Origin of the sequence: Sphingobium lactosutens (assembly GCF_013393185.1) — a bacterium.
Taxonomy (GTDB): Bacteria; Pseudomonadota; Alphaproteobacteria; order Sphingomonadales; family Sphingomonadaceae; genus Sphingobium; species Sphingobium lactosutens_A.
Genome location: NZ_QJQX01000085.1, coordinates 25,101 through 38,513 on the forward strand (window position 1 = coordinate 25,101; position 13,413 = coordinate 38,513).

The following is a 13,413-nucleotide window of genomic DNA, read 5'->3' on the forward strand; positions in this document are numbered from 1 at the left end:
GCTGTTACCCAGAAGCGGCATGGTGATCAATAAACCCCTTTGCGTGCCGCAGACGATCATCAAGGAGCCGGATCGAGCGGCGCCTATTCAAGCTTCGCCATCAGTCTTCCGGCAGCCCCCTGCTCGGCCGCCAGGTTGCGATTAAGGCCAGTGGCCTACGGGGGCTTTTCCAGCGCAGCGCGTCCATAATCCCCGCCAGCTCCTCGCCGCTGACGAACAGATCCTGGTTCAGCCCCACCCGCGTCGTATGCGCGCTGATCCCGTCGAGCAGCCACGCGAGGTCATCAGCGCTGAGGTCGGGCAGCATTCCCCGGTCGAACGCGCGACAGATGATCGCGCGCCAAAGCAGCCCGATCAATCAGGGTGCAGCGCCCCTGCCCCAACATAATATTCGGTTCGGGCTGGCTGCGTCGGCGTGCGCTCGTTTCTCTGCCAGGCCCATTTGCCCTCTGCGTTCATTGGATCGACGGGCGAATCCTGCTGGCCGAGTGCCTGCAAGAAAGATGCGTCAAAGAAGGGGCGGTAGTCGTCGGATTTGCTGGAGGGCGGATCGGCAGCCTGCGCCCAAGGATCGGTGGATTAAGGCTTCCAGTACCGCTATGCCTAGCGTGATTTGCAAGGAGGGTCAAAAAGCGTGAAACGTCAACTGATTGCGGCCGCATTGATGCTGCTTTCCGCGGCTACCAGCGCCGCCACGCCCATCATCGTGCACCGGCATCCTGGCTGCGGCTGCTGCGAGAAATGGGCAAAGCAGGTGCAAGCCCAACTCGGCCGGCGCGTCACCATAATCGATGACCAAGCAAGAGCCGCTCTCCAACGCGCCCGCGGCGTCCCTGCCACACTTGGCTCCTGCCACACCGCCCTCATCGACGGGATGGTGTTTGAGGGTCACGTTCCGATTGCTGACATGCGCCGTGTTCTTGCCCAGCGACCCAAGGGTGTCCGCGGTTTGGCCGTTGCGGGAATGCCGCTCGGTTCACCCGGCATGGACGTGCCAGGCCAGCCAAAACAATCTTATATTGTGACTGCATTTGGCACGGGTGGGACGCGGATTTACGCTCGGCATTAGCTTGGAAATCCTATTCACGCCGCAACGGGCTGTGGCTTCCCAATTCTTTTCCTCCAGAAGTTGGCCCAGCAGGGGCTGGAGCAGCTACTAGCTCGCCTAACGCGATTACACCAACACAAGCACAGATGGAGCTACCATAAGCCATGAGCTGGTCAGCGCGCCGCGAGGGCTGGAACCCGCAAACTGAAGATGCCCGTGACGATGGCGACGTCGATTATTCGAGGGTCATCCACTCGGCCGCATTTCGGCGCCTGCAGGGCAAAACGCAGATCCTGAACCTGGGCGACAGCGACTTCTATCGGACCCGCCTCACACATTCGCTCGAAGTCGCGCAGATCGCAGGCGGTATCGCGCGCCAACTCGCAAAAAGCTTTCCCGATCATCCCGCCTCGGCGCTGCTCCCTGATCGCGGCACCATCCACTCGATCGGCTGTACCCATGATTTTGGTCATCCACCCTTCGGGCACGGCGGCGAAATTGCGCTGCATTACTGCATGCGCGGCGCTGGGGGTTTCGAGGGCAATGGCCAGACCCTGCGTATCCTCGGCCGACTGGAAAATTTCTCCGAGAAAGCTGGGGCAAACCTTACCCGCAGGACGATGCTTGGCGTTCTCAAATATCCAGTTGCATTCAGCTGGGTGAACAATTCCGACCTCATCCCCGCCCTTCTCGTTGCCCCGACCACCATCAAGATCCTCGACGGCCAAGCTTGCAAGCCGCCCAAAAGCTATCATGACAGTGAGCAGGACATCGTAGATTGGGTCTTAGCGCTTCTCTCCGCTTCTGATCGAGAAGCCTTCCAATCGTACATTTCTCAGCCAGGCAAGCATGGCCGATCGCTTCACAAGTCCTTGGATTGTTCCATCATGGATGCGGCAGATGACATCGCTTACGGAGTTCATGACCTGGAAGACGCAATCGCCCTTGGCTTGGTCACGCGGGACGGCTTCGCCAGCGCGGTACAGGATCGTTGCCCAACCTTCCTCGATGCCCTCAAGGAGAAATATCCGGGGGAAAGCGCGAACGATGTTTTCTCGCTTATGCTCAACGGGCTCTTCGGTGGCGCTGCATCCCGGAAGCGCTTCATTGGCCGCCTGGTCCATCATTTTCTAACCGCCGTCGAATATGTCGAGAACGAGACATTTTCAGAGCCGCTCCTGCGCTATCGCGTGCGCGTACGAGATGGACAGCGTCAATTTCTCGATGCGCTCCAGGATTTTGTCGTCCGTGAGGTCATCACTAGTCCCGCCGTTCAGCATCTCGAGTTCAAGGGCCAAGCTATGGTGATTGCTGTCTTTGAGGCGATGCAGGCAGATCCGGTCCGCCTCTTACCACGCGACGAACTTCTGCAGTTTGAACAGGCGAGCGGCGATCTGCGGATCATCTGCGACTATGTCGCAGCGATGACCGATACGCATCTCCTCAAAACATATGAACGGCTGTTTTCTCCGCGAATGGGTTCTGTGTTCGATCGCCTCTAAGCCGAACGGACCAACAGACGTGTACCGGTTGAGGAGGGCATTCTACCGGTCCTTGCTCTTTTCGCTGGTGAGTGGCGTCCGCCACCGCAGAAGAAGCCCCGCAGCGGGGAATACGGCGGGGCTTCCTAGGCTTGCGCCTGCCGAGAATAATAACCGATTGCCAGCGATTCTGCCACATCTCTCGGACGGACTAGGGGACCGACCCGCGAGCCAGGACCTTACCCCAACTCCGTTGCCCGCATGCAGCTCACTTCACCTCGGAAAAAAATTATAAGCAAGTTAGTACGGGGAGCTTCTACGCAAGAAGAACAGAGATCAGGGACCGGATACTGAAATTCGTAATTCTAAAATGCAATTTCCTGCAATCTAAGACTCGCCGCTCTCACTCTCCTGCCGAAGAGCTTGGCGTTGCTCTAGCAGCCATCATTTCTCAACGCTATGAGGCCGCGCCGTGGGAGATTTCACGACATGCGCTTAAGAAATGGCCGTCCCTCATCCGGACCTTCCCTGTCAAAACTCGACAACGAGATCATCTCCGTTTTGCGAACAAACGGCAGGGCGACAAACCAGGACATAGCTGAACAATTATCGGTATCCGCCGCGACAGTATCGGCGCGCTTGCAGAGGATGGAAGAATCCCGCGCGATGCGCGTGGTCGCCGTCTCTGATTTCGCGGCTTGGGGCTATAATGTCATCATCGCTGTCGGGGTGCGGGTGCAAGGGCGCGACATTCACAAGGTTGGCAGCGACCTGGCAAAATTCCCTGAGGTTCTGAGCGTAAACATGATGAACGGTAGTCATGATCTGGAGCTGCTGGTCGCCCTGCACGATTTCGCTGAGGTCCGGGAATTCCTCTATGATCATATTGCCGGCGTCAAAGGCGTTTCCCAGATCGATTCCGGGGTAGCAGTCGATATCCTCAAATATCACTTCAACGTGGTGCCCCTATGACAGATATGAGCCACCACAAGCTTGATGCAATTGACCGCCGAATTGTGGACATATTGTCGCACGATGCGCGCGTTTCGAACCGCTCAATCGCCAAAGAGTTGGGTGTTACCGAAGGCACCGTCCGGCAGCGGATCAAACGGCTTCAGAAAGATGGCTTGATCCAATTCACGGTCGTCACCGATTTCCGAATGGCAGGCTCCCCGAACCTTTGCATGATGGGTATCGACGCTGATCCATCCCGTGTGCGTGCGATAGCGGAGCAGTTGAAGCGAATTCCCGAGATCAATTGCGTCGTGTTGCTACTGGGCCGCTTCAACCTCTTGGCCATGGGTCTGTTCACCAACATCGAGCAGCTTGACCGGGTGGTAAAGGCAAAGATCCGGCCATTACCTGGCGTGCAGCGCGTGGAAACGGCAATCTCCGTCCACAACCTTAAATATGAGGCAAGCGTCGCCAAGATCATGCAGAGAGAAGAGCAGGCCGAAGGCCCTGCTCCGGAAGCTGCGTCGCTTCCAGGTGGCAAGGCGAAGCGTTCTGCTCAAAAGCGTAGAATGTCTGTCTAACGACATGGTCAGGCCAGTCCGTAGGAAAGCGGAGCCGCGGCGCTTGTAAACTCATCTAGCTAGGCAGATGATAAGTGCTCGACTCACAAGAGGAGCGCGGTATGCAAGTGGAAAGTCAGACCGATCATATCGCCATGCTGGCCCTGATGATGGTTGGCGTCCTCATCAAGCGGCTGGACGCTGTGGGCCAGCTTGATGATGGAACGAAACACCAGCTTCATAAACTCGCCTCCGCGGTTCGCATCCATGCTGAAAATGCGGGACACGATGATCTGCATATTCTTTTCGACAATATCGATCGGGCGCTGGGCGCTGCTTCTGAAGCGGCCGCGGGCTGATCAGACTTGATGACCATCGGTGGATAACGCCAAATGCCTCAACTCATTGTCACAACCCGCAAGGGTGCAGAGATCAATATTGTGGAGTCGCGGGAGGTTTCCGTCATGGAAGCCATCCGAGACGCGGGTATCGATGAGGTGCTGGCGCTCTGCGGAGGCTGTTGTTCTTGTGCAACCTGCCATGTTCATGTTGATGAAGACTGGTTCGAAAAGCTGCCGCCTATGACCGATGACGAGGGCGATCTTCTGGATAGTTCGGATCACAGAACAGCAACGTCTCGCCTTTCCTGCCAGCTGCCGTTTAGCCAGGCCCTCGATGGTCTGCGGGTGACTATCGCACCGGAGGATTGAAGTTCAGTGGTGAGGCATGACAATGAGCATTGTCATGTGGGATCAGGTCCGAGCAATAAACAGGAATGAAAGGTCGATTGCGCCAGGGGTGCCCACCCAAGCTCTGTTGGAACGCATAGATTGAAATTGACGGTGGGCTTCGTTCAAGTCGGCATTGATCCAAAGGCGACGTTTCCGACCGGTAGTTTGGGATTTTCCCGGGCCAATGATGCGTGCGTCCTAGACGATATGGTATAGGGCAAAAGTGAGAGAGCCTCAGCAGACAATGCTCTAATGTCACAATTAGCCAAGCTGCGAGCATCACGACATTTTGATGTGGCAACCGAAGTTCCCCGAGCCCGAACATGCCTTTTGCCACGAGGGCTGCTCGATTGATCGGGCTGGAGATGTTCTGGCAAACTGCTGCTTCATGTCGTTTGAGGAATGGAAACTGTCGAATTCCGGCGGCGAACAGAGAGTCACATCAACAACGCAACATTTACATCTCTACAAATATGTTTAAAGGGAGGGGCCTTCACTGATTACAGGTCCCTCCTCATGGCAGACGAAAACAAGTCCGACATCACCGCACTCACCGTTCAACTGCTAAGCGCCTTCGTATCGAAGAACACGGTTTCCAGCGAAAGTCTTGCCGAGCTGATCAAGACGACGCGGGCCGCGTTGACCGAAGAGCCCACGCCTGCTGTGAGCGAAACACCGGCACAGGAATTTGTGCCAGCAGTCTCTGTCCGCAAGAGCCTGTCGTCACCAGAGCACATCATCAGTCTCATTGACGGGAAGCCTTACAAGACGCTGAAGCGGCATCTTGCCACACATGGGCTGACCCCAGAACAATATCGCGAGCGCTATAAGCTTCCCAAGTCCTACCCTTTGGTGGCTACGAGCTATTCTGACGCGCGTCGCGCTGTAGCGCAGAGACTGGGTCTTGGCCGGAAACCCGCCGCTACCTCTGTAGCCACCAATGCCCGGGCTGTTGAAGCACCGGCAGCGGAGAGCAAGAGCGCACCCAGCAAAGCAGCTGCCAAGGCCGCAAAACCGAAGGCGCCCCCCGCATCGGCCGAGAAGGCCGAGGTAAAGGCGCCTGCAGCCGCCAAGGCTGCCCCGCGCAAGCGCCTTTCGATTGCATCGGCCAAGGAAGAAAAATCCTCCACTCCGGCCGTCGCGAAGGCCGAGAACGCTGAAACTGTGACGAACGCTCCGCAGAGCGATGCTGGCAAGGCGACCCAACCCAAGGCGAGTGCTGCCAAGGCAAAGCCTGCGCCGAACGGCAAGGCACCCGCCAAGCCAAAGTCGTCAAAAGCCAATACAAAGGCTGCTGCTGCGAATATCGATGCAAAGGCCCCCGAACCCGCAACCAACTGATTAAAGGATGTGCAGCCCTGCCCTCGGGTGGGGCTGCCTCCATTTTGGGCAGCTGACAGACGGGCGCTTCGTTAGTCGCATTGCTCTCCTTCCGCTCTGGACAGCGCAGCGGCGTTTCGCTTAAGCGCGCCCGATGCCACAAGAACTCAGTCTTGCCGTCGTGGGAGCACTGCACCCCAATGCCGACGGCACGAACCGGCAGTTCGAGATCCGGATGCTCAATCCTGGCGATCCAATTTCGCTTGTGCTGGAACCCAACAACAAGGCGGACAGCTCCGCCGTTGCGGTGTTCTCGTTCCGCGGATTGCAGATCGGGTATTTATCGGCTGAACGGTGCGGCTGGATTGGTTCCAAGATCAGTCAAGGTCAGGACGTCCGCGCCATTTTCCAGGCTGCCACCAAGGACGGCGCGATCATTCGAGTGCATCTTGATGGCGGCTCCCCTACCTTACCGCCGCCGCCACCTGAGCCAGTCACGACCCACGATGAGTTGCATGAGAACAAAGCCGATCCGGATTCCGGCTTTTGGCCGGATTATATTCCACCGGATGATTGAAGCAGCGCCGGTGCGATGGCGCCGGCTCAATGCACACGCCCAAGAGCTCTCCTCGCCTCCGGGGTAATCGTATAGACAGCCTCCCGCTGCGCGCCGCGGTTCGCATGATCGATACGGTACCCCTTATAGTGACGCCGCAGTAAACCCGCCCGCACAAGGTCTGATGCGGCGCGGCTGATGCTTGTCCGTCCTGATCGCAATATCCGCGCTTTCACCTCCTCAGCGAGGAGAATCTCCGCTGCAGCGGGATCCTCCGGCAGCTGGCCTTTGGCGACCAGGTCGGCGCGCACCGCTTCAATCAGCGTGCGCCGCCGGCCGTCTCGCTGCGCGAGCGGAATCAGCGCCTCGCAGAGCCAATCCCGTACCGGCAGCAGCGCGCCGCCATAACGTACATAAGGTCCAACGCTATCGCCCTGCCCTACGGCCTTGTAGATGAGGTTCAGCACCATGAACGCGTAACGGGGTCGCTTGGACACCTGCGAAATACGTTCGATGAGATCGGGCAGCGAACCCAAGGTGGACGCTGCTTCATAGGGTGCGAAAAGATCGGCCTGCTGGAACATATCAGGAATCTAGCACAAGCTGCCCGCATGTGAATCCCCCTGCACCAGTAGCAAACGACAAAAAACACACGTGTCACTTTACCGGGACGCGCCGGAAGGTCCTGCCCCGCAAATCTCGTTGCTCGAAGCGAAAAAGCCGATAGATATGGCCGCTCCATTTTTACCGGAGACCTTCATGAACAATAGCGCCCTCGCTGAAGCCATCGCAACCGAGCATGGCCTGAGCAAAGCCGACGCCCGCACCTATGTTGACGCGGTGTTCAATGCCATCGCCAGCGCGGCTGCCAATGGCAACGAAGTAAGCTTGAATGGTTTTGGCAAGTTCAAGGTAAAGGATAGCCCTGCTCGTGAAGGCCGCAATCCGGCAAATGGTCAGACGATCCAGATCGCGGCGTCAAAGAAGCTGACATTCACGCCTGCCAAGGCAGTCAAGGACCAGCTGAACGGCTGAGACGGTGAGCGCCGCCGGACGCGGCGGCGCTCCATCCTTTTATGCGAATGTCACTTTTTCTAAGCAGGTAAAGTGACACTTCTGGCATTCTGTTGGCCGGGCGCCAGCATCTTGCGCCACGCCGCCAATTGCACTTTCTGCAATCGCTCTGCCGCCCTTCGCAGTTGTCGGCCGGAAGGTGCGATGCGAAAGGGGGGCTGCCTTTCAGGCATCCTCTCCTAAGACTTAGTGGGCTGGTCGTTCTCGATCGGCCCTTTTTTTCTGTTCTGTTCGGCGTGAGATCCCTATTTATCGCATGACCGATCAGTCGCCGCAGCAGTCCTTCAATTCCGCGCGGCGACACATGGACTTGTTCTACAATCCAGACTGTTGAGCTGCAACATGCGCAATCTGAACTTGGTTTTTGCCAGCCTAGCTCGTTCCCGTTTCCGTTCGAAATTCCGCCTCGGTACTGCTGAGCTCACATATCTGGAAGCTCGCGGACTGCCTGTAATTTTGACCCATGCCGCCGAGTTTATTTCCAAGCGCCTTGCGACAGAGGAGCCGGTAAACGTCGAACTAAAGGCTACGCGTTCTTTACCCCGCAAATGAGAAGAAACTCAATTTGCAGGGTAAACCTTGAAATTAGGTGAATTACCCAGCAAAATGGGAGAAAGCCAATCCGCGGGGTAAACTATGGCCGTTCAATCATTTTCCGACGAGCAAGCAAGGGTCATCGTCAATCTTGAGCAGGCCTACCAGGTCTGGATGGAGACCCTTCGCACCCTCAATGATATGCCCTACAATATGCGTATCAAAGAGGTGTCCGGCCGGGAATATCTCTACGAAGTGACCGACCGACTGGGAAGCATGAAAAGCAGAGGCCCAGTGGATGCGGAAAAACAAGCCGAATTCGATGAGTACAAGGCCGCCAAGGCCGAATTGAAAACGCGACTGACACGGAGCAAGGCCACCCTCAAGGAGCAAGGCAGCCTCTATCGCGCCCTGCGCCTCCCCATGCTCCCGACGGAAGCGGGCAAAATCTTGCGCCAGGCAGATCGCATGCGCTTTCTCGGCGCCCAGGCGATGGTGGTAGGCACCAATGCGCTGACTGCCTATGCACTTGAAGCGAACGGGTTCATACGCGATGCGCCGGACGCAACCATCGACTTTGATCTCGCACTTACCGCAACGGATGCTGATGAAGATCGGCCTACATTGTGGAAGATATTGAAGGAGGTCGATATGACCTATGCGGTCAATGCCGAACGGCCCTTCCAAGCTCGCAACGCCAGCGCTTATGAAATTGAAATACTGTCCGCTCCAAGTCGGATCGGCGGGCAAATTGCGCGCGACAAGCCTCGACCTGTGCCACTTCCCGAGCAGGAATGGCTGCTAAATGGTCGGCCCGTGGATCGGGTGGTCGGCGTACGCGATGGCGAGGCGGCGCGCATCGTGGCGCCTGATCCTCGATGGTTCGCTCTCCAAAAGTTGTGGATGGCACAAAAACCGGAGCGCAGTCCGCAGAAAAGGCCCAAGGATCGCCAGCAAGGCATCGCGCTACTCAACGCCGTTTGGCAGACAATGCCGCACTACGCGCTGGACGCCGCCTTCTATGAAGAATTGCCCGACGATTTGAAACCTCACTTCATTCAATGGGATGATCAAAAGCAACGGTGAAATCCGCATGGGCACGATGATGGAGAGCCCGACTACAACTGAATTCGGCCTGCCAAAATCTGCGAGCGGGCAGCACGTGCGGACGGTGCAAGTGTCAATTCTTCAGGCTAGCCGACCTTCCGACACACAGGGAGAAGCATCATGCATGGATAGTGACGTTGGGCGCGGTGATCGCGACGATCGATTGCACGCCCACGCTCCCGCGGGACGATGAGGCTCGCGCTGTGGGGCGAATGAGTCTGCTTAGTGCGAGGCCTCAAGCAGCGTAGCAAGTTTAGTGTTCAGACTGTCACGTAGCGGATTGACGACCGTCAGCCCTCGCGTCACGAATCCGTCTTGCATGTCTTTGGACAGCAGCAACGTGCAACCTGCGTCGGCTGCCGCAGTGAGGATCAATGCATCCCAGAACTGCAGCTTATGGTCCACCACTAGATCCGCGGCAGCAACTATGGTCTTGGGTTCTGAAACCGAACTGCCAAAAGCTTGAGCAAACTCGATCAGCACCGCCCGCGCCTCGTTCGCACTCGCGCCACCCCGGCGCAGCACGACGAACAGTTCGCCAAGCGTCTGCGCTGGAGCAATAAGGCTCACCACACTACGAAGCCGCGCGATGAGATTTCTAATCTGGTCGATTTTCGCGTCGTCGCGAGCGTCACGACTGACCCCTGCGAGATAGGCCAAGATATTGGTGTCGAGGGCAACGCGCGTCATTCGTAAAGATCGTCACGCGACCAGTTTCCTGCATGCCGCACGGGCAAGGCAGCCACAAATTTCAGAAGATGCTGTATCGATCGTTGCTCGCGGGCACGGTCGACGGGCAGCACCCTTGCCACGGCGCGGCCGCGCGACATGACAGTAAAGCTCTCGCCCTCTGCAACTTCGCGTAAGAGTTCCGAGAAACGCTGATTGGCGTCACTAGCGCTGATTGCTCGTTCCATGCCACCAATCTAGTGTATAACACTAAATCTGCCAAGGTGGGGCGGGCAGCGCATGCGCCGCCTACACACAGGGGGCTTGGGCTATTGCCCTTAGGTTGAAATCGAACGGGACCCAACATGATCGTCATCCGTTACATCAGCAGCTTTGGGAGAGAGATTATGAACCGCACATCCACTTTCATCACTGCGTTCGCGATCAGCTTGGCGCTGTCAGCCTGCGGCGGAAAAGGAGACGACAAGCTGGGCGAACAGGCACAGGAAGCGATGGAAAACAAAGCGGACAAGATGGACGCGATGGCTGACAATATGAGCGGCACCGCTGAAGACATGATGGAGGCCAAGGCCGACGCCACGAGAGAAGCCGGCGAGGCCAAGGAAGAAGCAATCGACAGGTCTGACGTCAATGCCGACGCGCTGCCCCCCGCGCAGCGATCTGAAATCGTGAATGGGAATTGATGGTCTGCGCAGGCGGCTGCGCCTGCACCATTGGGAGTAAAAGCCTGTCTTCATGAGCGACGACAAGAGCCTGATCATCATTTGCCCGCAATGCAGCACCGCGAACCGCGTTCCGGCTCAGCTGCTGCAGGCGGGCGGTACGTGCGGGCGGTGCAAGCGGCCACTCTTCGCAGGCGAGCCGATAACGCTCACCGCCGCCAATTTTGATGCGCATGCAAGTCGCAGCGGCATACCCCTGCTTGTCGATTTCTGGGCCTCTTGGTGTGGACCTTGCCGTCAGATGGCACCTGCCTTCGCAGCGGCGGTGCGCCAGCTTGAGCCCTTCATGCGCTTGGGTAAGCTCGACACCGAAGCAGAGCAGGCAATTGCGGGACGCTATGGGATCCGCTCGATACCCACGATGATCCTGTTTTCAATAGGGAGGGAAGTTGCCAGGCAGTCAGGCGCCATGCCGCAACAGGCGATAGTCACCTGGGCCAGGTCCCAATCTATGGGAGGCATGCCGCGCTGAGGCTTAGATTTGGCGGGCATAAGCCCGCCAATGCATTATCAATCAGCAGCGCAGATCGGTCCGGTTATAGCGCGGACGGCCCCCCTCCCCCGCGAACCAGCGTGCAGTTGACAAGCTCCTTCTCCTGTTCTCGGCTTCTAGCTGAACGCAGGGAGACACATCATGCAACGGATAATGGCCGTGAGCGCCGCGGTCGCGGCGATCGCAAGCACGCCCACGCTCGCGCGAGACAATTCGGCGCGCGCAGTGCAGCTGATTGATCTGACGGGCAGCGCGGCCCACGCCGCTGTGCAGCCGAGCTCGGCTGCACAGGCCGAAAGCGCGCACGCGGCCAACGCCGGGACCAAAATCGCGTCCAGTGCTACGGCATTCCGCGTTCATGACCTCAGCCGCCGTTGGGTAGAGTTCCAGATGGCGAGCAGCCTTGCTGAACCTCAAGTGCCGCCTGCGCCGGCTGACGACGCCGTCTCCATGACGGAGGGTATCGCCATCCCCGCCTGGATGCGCGGTGCTTCTCCCCTCCCCTCAGCCATTTTGCCAAGCTACACCCCCGGCTGTAACCCGCTGGGCTACAGGCCGACCGGCTTTCTCACTCCCGACGCAGAAGGCAGACGCCAGAGCTATTTTGCGCTCATGAGCAGGATCGCCTGCGAACATGGCCTTCCAATCGGCCTCTTCGACGCCATGATCATCCAGGAGAGCCGCTACAATCCGCTCGCGCTTTCCCCCAAGCGCGCCTTCGGCCTCGCGCAACTCATGCCGGGTACCGCCGCAATGCTCGGCGTCAATCGCTTCGACCTGGTCGATAATCTCCGCGGCGGCGCCAGATATTTGCGCAGTCACCTCGACCAGTTCGGCCGTTATGATCTCGCTCTAGCCGCCTATAATGCAGGTCCAGGGAAGGTCCGGAATGGCCGGGTGCCGCCATTTCCCGAGACGCGCGGCTATGTCGCCAATATCCTTGAATTCTGGCTGAAGCTGAGTGCCCCGGTTGCAGTGCAGCCTGTAAGATATCTGCGTACTAAGGAAGCGAAATTCGGCCGTAGCGCCGCGCTGTCAGTCTTCTAAAAAAGCGCTTCAATGATCCTCGAGAGTGAATTCGTCGCGTGCGCGGCGGCGCCGTTCCAGCTCGTGGAGAACCCGTTGAATCAGCAGCGCCGCCAATGGCCGCGACCATTCCTTTCGAAACTCTACCCCCTCCATCTCTGGTGTGTTCAGCATCATCTCCGGGAAGGTCACATTGAATTCCACGAGAAACTCGTACAGAGCGTTGAAGCTCTTATCCTGAACAATGTCCGAGCTTTCCAGCTTCTTTGCGCCCGCCCAAGCATGAACCAATTCAAAGCCCAAGGCGTGCAGTATGGCGATAAATTCGGGCAGCTGCATGATGACGCGCTTAGTCGGCTGCCGATGCAGGATGATGCCGAGCCGGCTTTTTGAGATTTGGGAGCGAACCGCAAGATCGCGAAGGGTCATCTTTCGATCGTCGAGCATGCCGTGGATCACTGGAATATAGCGGTTCATCTCGGCAAGAACCGCAGGGCTTTGCCCCTCACCCCTAACACTCATGTCCATCGATATGCCCCTGTTGCGAACTGATCGCAGGTTGCAAAAGCATATCAGGACACGCGTGGCAAGACCTCATTTATGGGTTAAGTTATTGATTATAGGTCAATACAAAGTTGATCCGTGGTTGTTATTTGGTTTCTATCGCGTCAACCAAAGACACTGCGGCGTGCTCGATGACATAGTCGATCAGCAACACCGTGACGGCTTGGGCGTCACTGATCTCCTGACGGAGATGCTGGGCGATCATCGCCTTGCGTTGCTCAAACAGTTCACGACCCGCCCAATGCAGATCAAGCCGGACCGGCAACGTTGCGTCGCCACTTGTGACGACGAGATAATCCCGAAGATCGCTGGCCGCAGTCGCAGTGATCGGCCGCCCCTGATTTTGCAGGCGGTCGGCGATAATGGAGGTGACCGCATCCTCCCTATTCGTGTCAGGCGAGAAGATCTTGAAGCTTGCCATCGCAAGTCCATAGAGCGGGACAGAGATTTCGAGTTTCAACGCAACTTTCCCCGATGCCATTCTCAACCCCTACATCCCACGAATAATATTATCGAATCACGACTTTACGACCCTGCAGGCGTGTTTCTGCCG

General features: G+C 57.7%; 19 protein-coding genes and 1 pseudogene. 14 read left to right on the forward strand and 6 right to left on the reverse strand.

From position 1 onward, the window contains the following. Window positions 1-83: 83 nt before the first annotated feature. Window positions 84-408, reverse strand: a pseudogene (locus tag DM806_RS26120) (integrase); the annotation flags it as partial. A 256-nt stretch (window positions 409-664) separates the two neighbouring features. On the opposite strand from DM806_RS26120, the gene DM806_RS26125 reads away from it, so the two are divergent. The 8 genes from DM806_RS26125 to DM806_RS26160 all read left to right on the forward strand — a co-directional run bounded on the left by DM806_RS26125 (window position 665) and on the right by DM806_RS26160 (window position 6,671). Continuing rightward, entirely contained in the window at window positions 665-1,069 is a 405-nt protein-coding gene (locus DM806_RS26125) for a DUF411 domain-containing protein (protein ID WP_179046203.1), read from the forward strand. A gap of 143 nt (window positions 1,070-1,212) precedes the next feature. Next, window positions 1,213-2,550 (forward strand): anti-phage deoxyguanosine triphosphatase, encoded by a 1,338-nt coding sequence (locus DM806_RS26130; protein ID WP_179046070.1) that lies wholly within the window; start codon window positions 1,213-1,215, stop codon window positions 2,548-2,550. Window positions 2,551-3,018: 468 nt separating this feature from the next. Then, complete coding sequence (locus tag DM806_RS26135) at window positions 3,019-3,501, forward strand: Lrp/AsnC family transcriptional regulator (RefSeq protein ID WP_179046071.1); 483 nt, start codon at window positions 3,019-3,021, stop codon at window positions 3,499-3,501. Next, a complete protein-coding gene (locus DM806_RS26140; RefSeq protein WP_179046072.1) occupies window positions 3,498-4,064 on the forward strand; it encodes an Lrp/AsnC family transcriptional regulator in 567 nt (188 codons plus the stop codon). Before DM806_RS26135 ends, DM806_RS26140 begins: the two co-directional genes overlap by 4 nt. 101 nt (window positions 4,065-4,165) lie before the next feature. Next, entirely contained in the window at window positions 4,166-4,402 is a 237-nt protein-coding gene (locus tag DM806_RS26145; protein WP_179046073.1) for a hypothetical protein, read from the forward strand. A 33-nt stretch (window positions 4,403-4,435) separates the two neighbouring features. Continuing rightward, entirely contained in the window at window positions 4,436-4,753 is a 318-nt protein-coding gene (locus tag DM806_RS26150) for a 2Fe-2S iron-sulfur cluster-binding protein (RefSeq protein ID WP_179046074.1), read from the forward strand. 537 nt (window positions 4,754-5,290) lie between these two features. Then, window positions 5,291-6,115, forward strand: coding sequence for a MucR family transcriptional regulator (locus DM806_RS26155; protein ID WP_179046075.1), 825 nt, complete (start codon window positions 5,291-5,293; stop codon window positions 6,113-6,115). Window positions 6,116-6,248: 133 nt separating this feature from the next. Beyond that, window positions 6,249-6,671, forward strand: a complete 423-nt coding sequence (locus tag DM806_RS26160; RefSeq protein ID WP_179046076.1) for an HIRAN domain-containing protein — start codon at window positions 6,249-6,251, stop codon at window positions 6,669-6,671. A 26-nt stretch (window positions 6,672-6,697) separates the two neighbouring features. Here DM806_RS26160 and DM806_RS26165 read toward each other — a convergent pair whose 3' ends face one another. Then, on the reverse strand, window positions 6,698-7,234 hold the full coding sequence (locus DM806_RS26165) for a hypothetical protein (RefSeq protein WP_179046077.1): 537 nt from the start codon (window positions 7,232-7,234) through the stop codon (window positions 6,698-6,700). A 145-nt stretch (window positions 7,235-7,379) separates the two neighbouring features. On the opposite strand from DM806_RS26165, the gene DM806_RS26170 reads away from it, so the two are divergent. From DM806_RS26170 to DM806_RS26180, 3 genes are all read left to right on the forward strand, one after another. Continuing rightward, window positions 7,380-7,685: an HU family DNA-binding protein gene (locus DM806_RS26170; protein WP_179046204.1), complete on the forward strand. Its 306-nt coding sequence runs from the start codon at window positions 7,380-7,382 to the stop codon at window positions 7,683-7,685. 381 nt (window positions 7,686-8,066) lie between these two features. After that, a complete protein-coding gene (locus DM806_RS26175) occupies window positions 8,067-8,276 on the forward strand; it encodes a DUF4186 family protein (protein WP_179046078.1) in 210 nt (69 codons plus the stop codon). 84 nt (window positions 8,277-8,360) lie between these two features. Then, complete coding sequence (locus DM806_RS26180; protein ID WP_179046079.1) at window positions 8,361-9,344, forward strand: GSU2403 family nucleotidyltransferase fold protein; 984 nt, start codon at window positions 8,361-8,363, stop codon at window positions 9,342-9,344. A 243-nt stretch (window positions 9,345-9,587) separates the two neighbouring features. Here the strand turns inward: DM806_RS26180 and DM806_RS26185 are convergent, their stop codons facing one another. Then, a complete protein-coding gene (locus DM806_RS26185) occupies window positions 9,588-10,055 on the reverse strand; it encodes a PIN domain-containing protein (RefSeq protein ID WP_179046080.1) in 468 nt (155 codons plus the stop codon). Then, window positions 10,052-10,282 carry a type II toxin-antitoxin system Phd/YefM family antitoxin gene (locus DM806_RS26190; protein ID WP_179046081.1) on the reverse strand — a complete coding sequence of 77 codons (231 nt, stop codon included), beginning with the start codon at window positions 10,280-10,282 and terminating at the stop codon, window positions 10,052-10,054. The genes DM806_RS26185 and DM806_RS26190 overlap by 4 nt, the downstream gene beginning before the upstream one ends. 117 nt (window positions 10,283-10,399) lie before the next feature. On the opposite strand from DM806_RS26190, the gene DM806_RS26195 reads away from it, so the two are divergent. The 3 genes from DM806_RS26195 (at window position 10,400) to DM806_RS27660 (ending at window position 12,317) form a co-directional block, all read left to right on the forward strand. Beyond that, window positions 10,400-10,738: a hypothetical protein gene (locus DM806_RS26195; protein WP_179046082.1), complete on the forward strand. Its 339-nt coding sequence runs from the start codon at window positions 10,400-10,402 to the stop codon at window positions 10,736-10,738. A gap of 52 nt (window positions 10,739-10,790) precedes the next feature. Then, window positions 10,791-11,249, forward strand: a complete 459-nt coding sequence (gene trxC, locus DM806_RS26200; RefSeq protein ID WP_179046083.1) for a thioredoxin TrxC — start codon at window positions 10,791-10,793, stop codon at window positions 11,247-11,249. A gap of 162 nt (window positions 11,250-11,411) precedes the next feature. After that, a complete protein-coding gene (locus DM806_RS27660; RefSeq protein WP_218647674.1) occupies window positions 11,412-12,317 on the forward strand; it encodes a lytic transglycosylase domain-containing protein in 906 nt (301 codons plus the stop codon). A gap of 9 nt (window positions 12,318-12,326) precedes the next feature. Here the strand turns inward: DM806_RS27660 and DM806_RS26210 are convergent, their stop codons facing one another. Both DM806_RS26210 and DM806_RS26215 read right to left on the reverse strand, forming a co-directional pair. After that, window positions 12,327-12,824, reverse strand: coding sequence for a hypothetical protein (locus tag DM806_RS26210; RefSeq protein WP_179046084.1), 498 nt, complete (start codon window positions 12,822-12,824; stop codon window positions 12,327-12,329). Between the two features lie 121 nt (window positions 12,825-12,945). Continuing rightward, window positions 12,946-13,341 carry a hypothetical protein gene (locus DM806_RS26215; protein ID WP_179046085.1) on the reverse strand — a complete coding sequence of 132 codons (396 nt, stop codon included), beginning with the start codon at window positions 13,339-13,341 and terminating at the stop codon, window positions 12,946-12,948. Window positions 13,342-13,413: the final 72 nt, after the last annotated feature.

Bases quoted from the DNA above. Each gene is read 5' to 3' on its own strand.
- DM806_RS26175 (WP_179046078.1), top strand. From the start codon at position 8,067: ATGCGCAATCTGAACTTGGTTTTTGCCAGCCTAGCTCGTTCCCGTTTC.
- DM806_RS26140 (WP_179046072.1), top strand. From the start codon at position 3,498: ATGACAGATATGAGCCACCACAAGCTTGATGCAATTGACCGCCGAATT.
- DM806_RS27660 (WP_218647674.1), top strand. From the start codon at position 11,412: ATGCAACGGATAATGGCCGTGAGCGCCGCGGTCGCGGCGATCGCAAGC.
- trxC (WP_179046083.1), top strand. From the start codon at position 10,791: ATGAGCGACGACAAGAGCCTGATCATCATTTGCCCGCAATGCAGCACC.
- DM806_RS26155 (WP_179046075.1), top strand. From the start codon at position 5,291: ATGGCAGACGAAAACAAGTCCGACATCACCGCACTCACCGTTCAACTG.
- DM806_RS26165 (WP_179046077.1), bottom strand. From the start codon at position 7,234: ATGTTCCAGCAGGCCGATCTTTTCGCACCCTATGAAGCAGCGTCCACC.
- DM806_RS26180 (WP_179046079.1), top strand. From the start codon at position 8,361: ATGGCCGTTCAATCATTTTCCGACGAGCAAGCAAGGGTCATCGTCAAT.
- DM806_RS26130 (WP_179046070.1), top strand. From the start codon at position 1,213: ATGAGCTGGTCAGCGCGCCGCGAGGGCTGGAACCCGCAAACTGAAGAT.
- DM806_RS26125 (WP_179046203.1), top strand. From the start codon at position 665: ATGCTGCTTTCCGCGGCTACCAGCGCCGCCACGCCCATCATCGTGCAC.
- DM806_RS26150 (WP_179046074.1), top strand. From the start codon at position 4,436: ATGCCTCAACTCATTGTCACAACCCGCAAGGGTGCAGAGATCAATATT.
- DM806_RS26210 (WP_179046084.1), bottom strand. From the start codon at position 12,824: ATGGACATGAGTGTTAGGGGTGAGGGGCAAAGCCCTGCGGTTCTTGCC.
- DM806_RS26135 (WP_179046071.1), top strand. From the start codon at position 3,019: ATGCGCTTAAGAAATGGCCGTCCCTCATCCGGACCTTCCCTGTCAAAA.
- DM806_RS26160 (WP_179046076.1), top strand. From the start codon at position 6,249: ATGCCACAAGAACTCAGTCTTGCCGTCGTGGGAGCACTGCACCCCAAT.
- DM806_RS26145 (WP_179046073.1), top strand. From the start codon at position 4,166: ATGCAAGTGGAAAGTCAGACCGATCATATCGCCATGCTGGCCCTGATG.
- DM806_RS26170 (WP_179046204.1), top strand. From the start codon at position 7,380: ATGGCCGCTCCATTTTTACCGGAGACCTTCATGAACAATAGCGCCCTC.
- DM806_RS26185 (WP_179046080.1), bottom strand. From the start codon at position 10,055: ATGACGCGCGTTGCCCTCGACACCAATATCTTGGCCTATCTCGCAGGG.
- DM806_RS26215 (WP_179046085.1), bottom strand. From the start codon at position 13,341: ATGGCATCGGGGAAAGTTGCGTTGAAACTCGAAATCTCTGTCCCGCTC.
- DM806_RS26195 (WP_179046082.1), top strand. From the start codon at position 10,400: ATGATCGTCATCCGTTACATCAGCAGCTTTGGGAGAGAGATTATGAAC.
- DM806_RS26190 (WP_179046081.1), bottom strand. From the start codon at position 10,282: ATGGAACGAGCAATCAGCGCTAGTGACGCCAATCAGCGTTTCTCGGAA.